Below are 11,111 nucleotides of genomic sequence, written 5' to 3'. Positions count from 1 at the left end.
GGAGCCGTCGCGTCGTTCGCGCCACCGCGGATGCCGCTCGGGTCAGTCCTCCTGCGGGGCGGGCACGGCGCGGCGGCGCGTGGCGAGGGCCAGGAGCGGCCCGACCGCCAGGAGCGCGGCGAGCACGGCGAACCCGTACGCGAGCGTCGAGGCCGTGGCGACGGCGGCGACCAGGAGCGGGCCTCCGACGTCGCCGAGTTCGCGGCCGAGTTCGGCCGAGCCCATGGTCTGGCCGAGCCGGTCGGGCGGGGTCGAGGCGGCGAGGGCGGCGAAGCCCAGCGGCGTGATCAGCCCGGTCCCCGCACCGATCAGGGCCGCGCTCGCGAGGATGCCGCCCAGGCCGGGCAGCACGGCACAGCCCAGCCCGGCCGCGGTGACCGCGAGGCCGCAGACCAGGCCCGTCCCGGTGGTGAGGCGACCGGCGTCGAGCGCCCGCCCCGCGTACGGCTGGACGACGGCGGCGGTCGCGGCCAGCACGGACACCGCCGCTCCCGTGGCCACCGTGCCGAGCCCGGCGGCGGCACCCGACACCGGCAGGAAGCCGACGCCGACCGACAGCGCCGCGGTGGCGGCGGCCAGGGCGGCGGTGGGGGCGAGGAAGGCACGGGACGTCAGCCGCCTGGCCAGGTCGACGACGGTCTGCCGGGCCTTGGGCAGCGGCGCCACAGCGGGCACGACCAGCGCGGCCCACCCGGCGACGGCCACGGCCAGCACCGCCATGACCGCGAACAGCAGCCGCAGCCCTCCCACCCACGCCAGCACCCCGCCCAGGAGCGGGCCGAGGGTGTAGCCGAGGGACTTGTAAAAGCCGTAGCTCCCGAACGCCCGGCCGTGCCTGGCCGCCGGATTGAGCCGGGCGACCAGCGCGGCGGCCGACGGGGAGAACGCCGAGGCGGCGGCGCCCTGGCCCAGCCGGGCGGCCCACAGCCAGCCGGGGCTGTCCGCGATCGCGTACAGGGCCGAGGCGGCGGCGAACGCCACCAGGCCGCCGAGCAGGACGGGCTTGGCGCCGATCCGGTCGGCCAGACCGCCGAACAGCGGCTTGAGCAGCACCTCCGCGCCGTCGTACAGGGCGAGCAGCCCGCCCAGGACCAGCAGCGAGGTGACCGCGTCGCCGGAGAAGGCGCCGAGGTTGGCGGCGATGGCGTGGGAGCCGAACGCGGTGGTGAACCCGGCGGCGTAGAGCGGCCACATCGCCCGCCCACGCCCCACGCCGGACATCATGCGCCCTCTCCCGCCCCGTCCACCGCCCGCCCTTCCTCCGCGGCGGACGCCGCGGGCCGCTCTCCTGCGGTGGACGCCGTGCGTCCCGCTCCCGTGCTGTCGTGCGGAGCGACTGCTGCGTTGCCATGCAAAGGGGCTCCCGTGCTGCCGTGCAGGGTGGCGAAGACCCGTTCGGCGTAGTCCTCGCACACGGACGCGCACTGCCTGAGCCGCTCGCCCGCCTGTGCGGCCTCGGGGGCGCCGAACACGTCGCGGGCCGTCAGGTCGCGATGCCAACGCCGCAGGCGTTCGAGGCTCTGCTCTTCCTCCTCCAGCTCGGCCAGCGTGAACTTGGCGTTGCGAATCTCCTTGGCGATCTCCGCCTCGAACTTGGCGCAGTCGGCCAGGAACTCGGCCCAGTCCTCCGAGCGCGCGGCGGTGAACAGCGCTTCGAGACGCGCGGCGTCATCGGGCTCGCGCCCGGACGCGCGCAGCGTCATCATCTGGCCCTCGGCCTGCTCGGTCAGCTCGGCCGCCCGGCGTACGCGGTCGGCGAAGGCGGGCACCTCCGGCACCGCCCACACGCCCGGTCCGAGCGAGAGCGCCCCGACCTTGCGCAACTCCCGCCAGACCGCGACCCGGTGCTTCGAGGGGGAGGCGGGCAGCTTGAGCACGAGAATAAGCCAGGACAGCCCGAGGTCTCCGTTTGTCACACCGCCGAATGTATCATCGGTTACATCGACTGATGGAACAGTCGGTTGCCGGGCCGCCGGTGCCGCGTTTCGTGGCCAGGAGCCGGAGCGGGCGCTGGCCATGGGCTTGACTTCACGTCGGCATGAAGTCGCATGGTGGCGTGCATGCCTGATCACACGGAACTCATCAAGTTGCTCGACCTCGCCGACGCCGTCCCGGCCGCCGTCGCGTTGCGTGCCCGTACGTACGAACTGCTCGGGCTCCGCCCGGGAGACCGCGCCGTGGACGTGGGCTGCGGCGCGGGCCGGGCGGTGGCCGAACTGTCCGGCAGGAAGGTCGCGGCGGTCGGCGTGGACGTCAGCGAGGAGATGATCGCGGTCGCCCGGGAACGCACGCCCGACGCCGATCTCCGGATCGGCGACGCCGGCGACCTCCCGCTGCCCGACGGCGAGATGGCCGGCTACCGCGCCGACAAGGTCTACCACGAGCTGTCCGACCCCGCTCGGGCGCTGGCCGAGGCCCGGCGGGTGCTGGCCCCGGACGGCCGGATCGTCCTCGTCGGTCAGGACTGGGACACCATCGTCATCGACTCCGACCGCCCCGGCCTCACGCGGACGATCGTGCAGGCCCGCGCCGACCTGGTCACCGCTCCGCGCGCCGCCCGCGGCTACCGCAACCTGCTGCTGGACGCCGGGTTCCGCGAGGTGGAGGTCGAGGTGCACGTGGGCGTCCACACCGGCCGGACGATGCTCGGCCTGCTCACCGGCCTGGCCGAGGCCGTTCGCGCGGCGGGCGTCATCACCCGTGAGCAGTGCGAGGAATGGACCGCCGAGCAGACACGGCGAGCCGAACGCGACCGGCTGTTCCTCGCCCTCCCTCTCTTCCTCGCCGCCGCCACCCGGGGCGAGGGGTAGCACGCGGCGGGAGGCGGCGCACGGCGGGGGCCTGCCCGTGGGGTCGGGAGTGGGCTGCGGGGGATCAGGCCTCGTCGTGGGGCGGCCGGCCGGGGGAGAATGGGCGGCGTGCATGACGAGCCGACCGAGCGCGCCACGGGCCTGTGGGCCTTCCGCCGTTTCACCTGGTGGAGTCTCACCGTGACCATCGCCGTCTTTACCGTCCTCTTCGTCCGGGAGTGGGCCCTTGACCCACGCCTGGCGGGATGGGCCGGGTCGCTCGGCGGAGTCGCGCTCGTGGTGCTGCTCGCGACGGCCGTGGTGCTGGTCAACCGGAGGCTGTCGCGCGAGCCCGAGCCCGCGCGGGCTGCCGGGTTGCCGGTCGTGTGGCTGGGGGCCGGTGGCGTGGCGGCTGCCGCGCTGGCGGCGATCGCGCTGAGCCTGCGTGACTACGAGATGTGGGCGCTGGGCCCGGCGGTGATGGTGTCGATCACGGCGACGTTCCTGCCGACGGTGCGGCGGCGGGTGTTCGTCGTCGCGGGCGCGGGGGCCGCCGCCGCGCTCGGGGTGAACGTCAGTCTGCTGGCAGGCGACGGGCGCTGGCCGGTCGCCGCCGCGTTCCCCGCCGGGCTGATCGCGTTCGTCGCCTGGATGACGCTGGGCATGCTCTGGGCCTGGGACGTCGCCGACCGGCTGGACACCGCGCGGGGCCTGGCCGCCGAACTCGCGGTCAAGGACGAACGGCTCAGGTTCGCCGCCGACCTGCACGACATCCAGGGCCACAACCTGCAGGTCATCGCGCTCAAGAGCGAGCTGGCCGCGCGGCTGGCCGAAGCCGACCCGGCACGGGCCGCGGCCGAGATGCGGGAGGTCCAGCGGCTGTCCACCGACGCGCTGCGCGAGACCCGCGCCGTGGTCCAGGGATACCGGCGCACGACGCTTGAACGCGAGCTGGGCAACGCGGCCCGGGTCCTGGCCGCGGCCGACATCGGCACGACACTGGAGAGTGACGCCGACGTGGACGTACTGCCCGAGCCGGGCCGCCACCTGCTCGGCCTGGTGGTACGCGAGGCGACCACCAACGTCCTGCGGCACAGCCGGGCGCGGCACGCCCATGTGCTGTACCGGGTCGAGGACGGACGTGCCTGCCTGCGCGTCGGCAACGACGGCGTGGCGCCACCCGACCACGGGCCGGCCTCGGAGGAGACCGGCACCGGGCTGCGCACCCTGGCCCAACGGCTGGAGCAGGCGGGCGGGACCCTGCGGTGGTGGCACGACGACAACCGGTTCGAGGTGACGGCCTCCCTCCCGCTGCACGGCTCCGCCCCCACAACGACGCCCTCGCCCGACCCCGACCCCGACCCCGACCCCGGCGGCAGCCCTGGCCCCGACTCCGACCGCGATCCCGGCCGTGACCTTGGCCCCCGGCTCGGGTTCGGGGCCGCGTCTGGGGCGGCTTTCGAGGGTGGTGGGCGATGATCCGGCTGCTCATCGCCGACGACGAGGCCCTGCTCAGGGGAGCCCTGGCCGCGCTCCTGTCGCTGGAGGACGGCATGGCCGTGGTCGCCGAGGCGGCCACCTCCACCGACGCCGTGCGGCTGGCCCGCGAGCACCGGCCCGACATCGCCGTACTGGACCTGGAGATGCCACCGGCCGACGGCCTGCGGGCGGCGGAGGAGATCCGCGCCGAGTTGCCGACCAAGCTGATCCTCGTCACCCGCCACGCCCGCCCCGGAGTGCTGCGCCGCGCTCTCGCCGCGGGAGTGAGCGGGTTCGTGCCCAAGACCACCCCCGCCGGCAAACTGGCGGAGATCATCCGTCACGTCGCCGCCGGTCGGCGCTATGTGGACCCCGACATCGCCGCCTCCGCGCTGACGGAGGACGACTGCCCGCTCACCGGGCGCGAACTCGAGGTCCTGCGCGCCTCGCGGAGCGGCGCCCCGATCAGCGAGATCGCCGCGCAGGTCCATCTCGCCCCCGGCACGGTGCGCAACTACCTGTCGTCGGCCATGGCCAAGCTGGGCGTCGCCTCCCGCCACGCCGCCGCCCACCGCGCGTGGGAGGAGGGCTGGATCTGACGCGGGCCGGGGATCGGGCGCGGGGCGCGCCGGGCATCAGACCGGCTGTGGGAGGCCGCTCACGAGCACATCCGGGCCCCGTTCGCCGTGCGCGGGACTGGGTCGTACGCGGCTGATCAGTCGTGTGACAGATGTCATGAGATCGGGTGACATCTCCACGTCCGTAGCTGTGGTTCCGGCACTACTCGCGCCGCCCCGCCTCCTCCAAGCTCATGGATACCCCCACCCCGTACAGGAGGAGCTTCCCATGAGCAACCCCACCACTCAGCGCGTGAGCTGGCGCCGCCGGCTGGTGCGGCGCTGGCCGACGGCGCTGGCGCTGGCGGCGGCCGCGACCTTCGGCGGTGGCGCGTCGGCCGAGAACGTCGTCGGCTTCGCCCACATCCTCGTGCTCCTGCCGCTGCTGTACCTCGTCATGGCCAAGCTGCGGCGGCGCGAGGCGACCTGGCCGGGGCTGGTGATCGGGTTCGTCGCCGTCATGGGGCTGCGAATCCTGGACGTGGTCCCGGCCGCCGCCGTCTTCACCGCCATCGCGCTGGTCGTGCTGGTCTGGGCCGGGGTGGACGGGCAGCTCCGAAGGGACGGCACGTTCAGGATCCAGGCGCTGGGCATGCTCGTCTTCGGCGGGCTCGCCCTGGTCGGCCTGGCCGTCGATGCCGAGCCGGCCCGTTACCTGGTGGCCGCGGGCTGGTTCTGCCACGGCGTCTGGGACTTCGCGCACCTGAAGAAGGACAAGGTCGTCGCCCGCTCGTTCGCCGAGTGGTGCGGCGTCCTGGACATCGTGGTCGCCGTCGTACTCGTCTTCGAGCTGTGATCCCCTCGGCGAGGGGCGCGGGATCAGGGCCGCAGCAGGGCGCGTACCCGGTCGATCGTCGCGCCGGCGCGCTCCAGGTTCTCCTGGAGCGTGGGGGTGACGTCGCGCAGCCGGTCCGCGATGAGGTCCCGGTCGGCGAGGAGCGCGCGGGCGGCGCCGAGGAACGCCTCGGACCTCTCGCGCTCCTCGGCCTCGGCCCGTTCCCTGGCCTGCCGGATCACGCCGACGATGGTCTCCGCGAGCCGCGCGGAGTCCATCCGCATGGCCCGGGGGTCGAGCCGCAGCTCCCGTACGCCCGCCGCGCCGCTGTACTCGACGCTCACCAGGCCGTCTCGCGACTCGGCGCGCACCGGTTCGTCGGCGTCGGGCAGCGGGCCGAGGCGGTCGAAGAAGCGGTCGGCGTCGGCCGCCAGCCGTTCGGGGTCGAGGCCGAGCGCGTGCCCCAAGTCCAAACCCAGGTCCGTGTCCAAGTCCGTGTCCAAGTCCGTGTCACTCCCAGGGGAAGGCGTAGGTGCCGTCGGCGGCCTGCTCAGGCACGTGTCGTCCGGTGATCGTCTGGCTGCCGGTCATGACGTCGTTGACGGCTTTGGCGCCCGCGACCTGCGGGACGCCCTGCGGCAGCACCGTTCCGCCGCGCGGACGGCGTCCGCTGAGCCCGTGGGCCGTCAGGTCGCGTTCGATCCGGTTGGCCGTGCCCCAGACCAGCAGCGGGCCCTGGGCGAAGGTCGCGGCGGCGAGGTCGTTCAGGCCGCTGCGGTCGCCACGGGCGGCCTCGACGCCGACGTCCACGGCGACGACCGCGGTCAGCGCGGCGGCGCAGCCGTGCAGCAGGGCGTCGAGCAGCCGCTCCACCCCCTGGTAGCCCGCGTAGAGCGTGGTGAGGCTCCGCGTGGCCAGGACCCGGGCGCCGGCCAGGGTGAGCGGGGTGACGGCCGCGCCCAGCACCCACACCGCGATGGCGGCCATCGCCGCCGCGACCAGGAACTGGAACAGGACCATCGCCGCCAGCGCCGCCCCCACCGTGTACAGCGTCAGAGCGGTGACCACGGCCCTGAGCTCGATGCCGCGCAGATCGGCCAGGTACGCGTCCATGCGCCGCTGGAAGGCCCGGCCGTCCTCGCTGCGCCAGCTCGTCACGGCCACCTCGGAGACCAGCGCCGCCACGTTCAGCCGGGCCGCCGTGACGTCGTCGCGCACGGTCAGCCAGGCCCCGGCCGCGTCGAAGAACACCTGCGGGTCGTACTGGTGGACGTACATCCTTCCGACGAACGGCCAGCCCGCGGGCACGCCCAGCGCCGACAGGGTCACCCCGGCCCCCGTGCCCGTCATCAGGCTCGACCTGGCCAGCTCGGCCAGGTTCACGGCGCTTCGGGGGACGGCGACCGCACGGTGCTCGCGATCTCGGCGTCCTGCCAGGTGGCTAGGGAGAAGGTCAGGCCGTCCTGGATCCGTACGGTGTCGTCCACGCGGTGGCGCACCTCCGCCATGGTGTACGCCTCGACCTCGTTGTACGCCAGCGCCAGCGAGTGGGTGAACGAGGTGAAGGCGTTCTCCGCCACGGCGAGCGCGACCAGGCCGGGCAGCACGTCGTCGAGCGGCCTGGCGGCCTCGGGCAGCCGCGAACGGATCTCCCTGAGCCGGTCGCGCTCGATCTCCACCTCGCGCTCGGGGATCCACGGGTCGGGGTTGATGGGCATGGGGTCGCTCCGTCAGGTCGGGTGATCTCTCCAGCCTCTCCGGTGGCGGACGGGAGCGCGTACGTCCTGACGCAACCCCTACGCGAACCCCACGCCCCACCTCACGATCTTGACGCCCGGGAGGAGACGGGCAGGCTGACGACCATGGTCAGGCCGCCCCCTGGCGTCTCCTCGGGTACGAGCGTGCCGCCCATGGCCTCGGTCAGGCCGCGCGCGAGCGCCAGCCCGAGGCCGACGCCGGTGCCGCGGTCGCCGAGCCGCTGGAAGGGCAGGAACACCTGCTCGTACGCCTCGCGCGGGATGCCCGGCCCGCGGTCGATGACCCGGATCTCGACCTGGTCCTCGTGCCGGTCGGCGTTGATCAGCACCTGTACGCCGGCGGGGCTGTGGTGGACGGCGTTGGCCATGAGGTTGACCAGCACCCGCTCCAGCAGCACCGGGTCGGCCACGATCTCCGGCAGGTCGATCGCGACGTCGCCCGCGACGCGGTCGCGCAGGGCTCCGAGGTCGTCGATCGCCCGGGGGACGACCTCTTCCAGGACGACGGGCTGGAGGGTCAGGCCGAGCACACCGGCCTGCAGGCGGCTCATGTCGAGCAGGTTGTCCACCAGGCGCTCCAGCCGGGCGAGCGACTCGTCGGCGGTGGCCAGCAGTTCCTCGCGGTCCCGCGCGGACCAGGTGACGTCCCGGTTGCGCAGGCTCTCGACGGCGGCCTTGGCGGCCGACAGCGGGGTGCGCAGGTCGTGGCTGACCGCGGCGAGCAGCGCGGTACGCACCCTGTCGGCCTCCGCCAGCGGCTTGGCGCGTTCCGCCTCCTCCTGGAGGCGCTCCTGGCGCAGCGCGACGGCGGCCTCGGCGGCGAACGCCTCCAGGACGCGCTGGTCGGCGGCGTCCAGCAGCGGGCCGCGGGCGGCGAGCACGAGAGTGTCGCTGATCACGACGTCGGTGTCGGCGGTGCTGGGGCTGGTGGCGGGAGCCGTTCCTGAGGAGGCGATGACGCGCCACGCGGCGGGGCGGGACTGGTCCTCGGGGGTGGGCTCGCCGATGCGTTCCAGCAGGGTGACCGAGTCGAGCCCGAACGTCTCGCGCAGCCGTCCGAGGAGGGAGGGCAGGGCCGCCTCGCCGCGCAGCACGTGCCCGGCCAGCGTGGACAGCGCCTCGGCGTCCGCGCTCGCGCGGGCCGCCTCCCTGGTACGCCGGGCCGCCACGTCCACGATCGTGCTCACCGCCGTCGCGACCAGCAGGAACACGATCAACGCGAGCAGGTTCTCCGGGTTGGCGATGGTGAACTGCCCGACGGGCGGGGTGAAGAACCAGTTGAGCAGCAGCGACCCGGCCACGGCCGCGGTGAGCGCGGGCCAGGTGCCGCCGATGAGCGCCACGCCGACGACCAGGCAGAGGAAGAGCAGGATCTCGCTGGGCAGGGCGATCATGTGGCGGATGGCCAGGAGGACGGCGGTGAGCAGCGGCAGGCCCGCCACCGCGACCGCCCAGCCGATGAGTCTGCGCTTGCGGGTGAGCGCCGCCCGGGAGCGTTCCGGCCGCCGCCGTCCCCTCTTGGCGTGCTCGTGGGTGACGAGGTGCACGTCGATCGAGCCGGACCTGGCCGTGGTCTCGACTCCGACGCCGCGCGAGATGATCTGGGCGAAGCGGCCCCTGCGGGAGGCGCCGAGGACGAGTTGGGTGGCGTTGACGCCGCGGGCGAAGTCGAGCAGCGCGCGCGGGATGTCGTCGCCGACGACCTGGTGGTAGGTGCCGCCCATGCTCTCCACCAGCGTGCGCTGGCGGGCCAGGCCGGCGGGGTCGCCGACCGGCGGCCCGTCGGTGCCGGTGACGTGGACGGCCAGCAGGTCGGCGCCCTTGCTCCGGGTGGCGATGCGGGCGGCGCGGCGGATGAGCGTGTCGCCCTCGGGGCCGCCGGTGAGGGCGACGACCACGCGTTCGCGGGTCTCCCAGGTGGTGGCGATGCCGTGTTCGGCGCGGTAGCGGTCGAGCTGGTCGTCCACCTTGCCGGCGACCCAGAGCAGGGCCAGCTCGCGCAGGGCGGTGAGGTTGCCGACGCGGAAGTAGTTCGCCAGCGCGGCGCTGACCTTTTCCGGGGCGTAGATGTTCCCGTGCGCCATCCGGCGCCGCAGCGCCTCGGCCGACATGTCCACCAGCTCGATCTGGTCGGCCCGCCTGACCACCTCGTCGGGTACGGTCTCCCGCTGCGGGACGCCGGTGATCTCCTGGACGACGTCGTTGACCGATTCCAGGTGCTGGATGTTGACGGTGGAGATGACGTCGATCCCGGCGTCGAGGATCTCGTCGATGTCCTGCCAGCGCTTGACGTTCCTGGAGCCGGGGACGTTGGTGTGGGCCAGTTCGTCGATCAGCGCCACTTTGGGTGCGCGCCGGATGACGGCTTCTACGTCGAGTTCGGTGAAGGTGGCCCCGCGGTAGACGATGGTCTGGCGGGGGATCAGCTCCATGCCTTCCAGGAGGGCGGCGGTGCGGGGGCGGCCGTGGGTCTCGACGAAGCCCACGACCACGTCCCGGCCGCGTTCGAGGCCGCGGCGGCCCTCGCCGAGCATCGCGTACGTCTTGCCGACCCCGGGCGCCGCCCCGAGGTAGACCCGCAGGCGGCCCCTCTTCACGACCGGTCCAGCGCCAGGTTCAGTTCGAGCACGTTGACGGCGGGCTCACCCATGAAGCCGAGCGCCCGGCCCACGGTGTGCTCCTGGACGAGCCGCTCGACCTCGGCCCGGCCGAGGCCGCGCGCCCTGGCCACGCGGGGCGTCTGGAGGTGGGCGTAGGCCACGGAGATGTGCGGGTCGAGGCCGGAGCCGCTGGCCGTGACCGCGTCCGGGGGAACCGCGGGCGTCCCGGCGTTCCCCCGGACCGGCACGGTCCGCCCCGCCGCGTAGTCCTGGCCCGGCCGCGCGCACTCGACCTTCAGCCTCCGGTACTCCGGCACGAAGGGCGCGGCCGGGCACGCCTGGTTGACGCTGACGGCGCGGTCGGGGAAGACCTTCAGCACCGCGCCGACCCCGTCGGGAGTGCAGTACGGCCGGGCGCCGCTGACGCCCTCCAATTCACCGACCGCCTTGGAGCGGGCGCAGACCTGGGTGAGCAGGGACTTCCTGCCCGGGGTGTCGATGATGTCCTCGGGCCCGAGGTTGCTGGCGCTGGTGGACGTCGTGACGTAGCCGCCACCGGCCGCCGACGGCCGGGACTGGAAGTACGTGGCGACCGGGGCGCCCCCGGGGCCGGTGAAGGACTGGCCGATGAGCGAGCTGCCCACGTCTCTGCCGTCCCTGCGCACCATCGAGCCGTTGGCCTGGCCGTTGAACAGCGTCTGGGCCACGCCCGTGACGACCAGCGGGTAGATCACCCCGGTGAGCACCGTCAGCGTGAGCAGCGCGCGGAGCGCTACGAGGTGCCGGCGTACCCAGATGGGCGTGCGGTTCATTTACGACATCCCCGGAAGGAAGTGGATGATGAGATCGATGATCTTGATGCCGATGAACGGGGCGACGATGCCGCCCAGCCCGTAGAGGTAGAGGTTGCGCGACAGCAGCTTGGAGGCGCTGGACGGGCGGTAGCGGACGCCGCGCAGCGACAGGGGGATCAGCGCGACGATGACCAGCGCGTTGAAGATCACCGCCGCCAGGACGGCCGATTGCGGGCTGGTCAGGCGCATGACGTTGAGGGCGTCGAGGCCCGGGTAGACGGCGGCGAACATGGCCGGGAT

At 73.8% G+C, this 11,111-nt stretch carries 11 protein-coding genes and 1 pseudogene; 4 read left to right on the top strand and 8 right to left on the bottom strand.

Annotation, left to right across the window (positions count from 1 at the left end; genetic code table 11):
* Nucleotides 1-42: 42 nt before the first annotated feature.
* Together ABD844_RS02095 and ABD844_RS02090 are read right to left on the bottom strand one after the other, a co-directional pair.
* Nucleotides 43-1,224, bottom strand: coding sequence for an MFS transporter (locus ABD844_RS02095; protein WP_344872323.1), 1,182 nt, complete (start codon nucleotides 1,222-1,224; stop codon nucleotides 43-45).
* Entirely contained in the window at nucleotides 1,221-1,916 is a 696-nt protein-coding gene (locus ABD844_RS02090) for a Chromate resistance protein ChrB (protein ID WP_344872321.1), read from the bottom strand. Before ABD844_RS02090 ends, ABD844_RS02095 begins: the two co-directional genes overlap by 4 nt.
* Before the next feature lie 144 nt (nucleotides 1,917-2,060).
* On the opposite strand from ABD844_RS02090, the gene ABD844_RS02085 reads away from it, so the two are divergent.
* From ABD844_RS02085 to ABD844_RS02070, 4 genes are all read left to right on the top strand, one after another.
* Nucleotides 2,061-2,810 (top strand): methyltransferase domain-containing protein, encoded by a 750-nt coding sequence (locus ABD844_RS02085; RefSeq protein WP_344872319.1) that lies wholly within the window; start codon nucleotides 2,061-2,063, stop codon nucleotides 2,808-2,810.
* 99 nt (nucleotides 2,811-2,909) lie between these two features.
* Nucleotides 2,910-4,268, top strand: coding sequence for a sensor histidine kinase (locus ABD844_RS02080; RefSeq protein WP_425568494.1), 1,359 nt, complete (start codon nucleotides 2,910-2,912; stop codon nucleotides 4,266-4,268).
* Nucleotides 4,265-4,867, top strand: a complete 603-nt coding sequence (locus tag ABD844_RS02075) for a response regulator transcription factor (RefSeq protein ID WP_344872317.1) — start codon at nucleotides 4,265-4,267, stop codon at nucleotides 4,865-4,867. The genes ABD844_RS02080 and ABD844_RS02075 overlap by 4 nt, the downstream gene beginning before the upstream one ends.
* Before the next feature lie 247 nt (nucleotides 4,868-5,114).
* Complete coding sequence (locus ABD844_RS02070) at nucleotides 5,115-5,681, top strand: hypothetical protein (RefSeq protein ID WP_344872315.1); 567 nt, start codon at nucleotides 5,115-5,117, stop codon at nucleotides 5,679-5,681.
* A 23-nt stretch (nucleotides 5,682-5,704) separates the two neighbouring features.
* Here ABD844_RS02070 and ABD844_RS02065 read toward each other — a convergent pair whose 3' ends face one another.
* The 6 genes and pseudogenes from ABD844_RS02065 to ABD844_RS02040 form a co-directional block, all read right to left on the bottom strand.
* Entirely contained in the window at nucleotides 5,705-6,163 is a 459-nt protein-coding gene (locus tag ABD844_RS02065) for a YbaB/EbfC family nucleoid-associated protein (protein ID WP_344872313.1), read from the bottom strand.
* Nucleotides 6,164-6,170: 7 nt separating this feature from the next.
* Nucleotides 6,171-7,043 (bottom strand): hypothetical protein, encoded by an 873-nt coding sequence (locus ABD844_RS02060; protein WP_344872311.1) that lies wholly within the window; start codon nucleotides 7,041-7,043, stop codon nucleotides 6,171-6,173.
* Nucleotides 7,040-7,378, bottom strand: coding sequence for a hypothetical protein (locus ABD844_RS02055; protein ID WP_344872309.1), 339 nt, complete (start codon nucleotides 7,376-7,378; stop codon nucleotides 7,040-7,042). Before ABD844_RS02055 ends, ABD844_RS02060 begins: the two co-directional genes overlap by 4 nt.
* Before the next feature lie 101 nt (nucleotides 7,379-7,479).
* Nucleotides 7,480-10,014, bottom strand: coding sequence for a DUF4118 domain-containing protein (locus tag ABD844_RS02050; RefSeq protein ID WP_344872307.1), 2,535 nt, complete (start codon nucleotides 10,012-10,014; stop codon nucleotides 7,480-7,482).
* The gene (locus ABD844_RS02045) at nucleotides 10,011-10,829 is read right to left on the bottom strand and encodes a potassium-transporting ATPase subunit C (protein WP_344872305.1); all 819 of its coding nucleotides are present in this window, start codon (nucleotides 10,827-10,829) and stop codon (nucleotides 10,011-10,013) included. The genes ABD844_RS02050 and ABD844_RS02045 overlap by 4 nt, the downstream gene beginning before the upstream one ends.
* Nucleotides 10,830-11,111 (bottom strand): annotated as a pseudogene (locus ABD844_RS02040) (potassium-transporting ATPase subunit B); the annotation flags it as partial.

Source organism: Nonomuraea antimicrobica (assembly GCF_039536965.1).
In the GTDB taxonomy this organism is placed as follows: domain Bacteria; phylum Actinomycetota; class Actinomycetes; order Streptosporangiales; family Streptosporangiaceae; genus Nonomuraea; species Nonomuraea antimicrobica.
Note: the sequence above shows the minus strand (reverse complement) of the source record. Positions and strands in the feature narration are given on the sequence as shown.

Bases quoted from the DNA above. Each gene is read 5' to 3' on its own strand.
- ABD844_RS02095 (WP_344872323.1), bottom strand. From the start codon at position 1,224: ATGATGTCCGGCGTGGGGCGTGGGCGGGCGATGTGGCCGCTCTACGCC.
- ABD844_RS02085 (WP_344872319.1), top strand. From the start codon at position 2,061: ATGCCTGATCACACGGAACTCATCAAGTTGCTCGACCTCGCCGACGCC.
- ABD844_RS02080 (WP_425568494.1), top strand. From the start codon at position 2,910: ATGGGCGGCGTGCATGACGAGCCGACCGAGCGCGCCACGGGCCTGTGG.
- ABD844_RS02075 (WP_344872317.1), top strand. From the start codon at position 4,265: ATGATCCGGCTGCTCATCGCCGACGACGAGGCCCTGCTCAGGGGAGCC.
- ABD844_RS02070 (WP_344872315.1), top strand. From the start codon at position 5,115: ATGAGCAACCCCACCACTCAGCGCGTGAGCTGGCGCCGCCGGCTGGTG.
- ABD844_RS02055 (WP_344872309.1), bottom strand. From the start codon at position 7,378: ATGCCCATCAACCCCGACCCGTGGATCCCCGAGCGCGAGGTGGAGATC.
- ABD844_RS02045 (WP_344872305.1), bottom strand. From the start codon at position 10,829: ATGAACCGCACGCCCATCTGGGTACGCCGGCACCTCGTAGCGCTCCGC.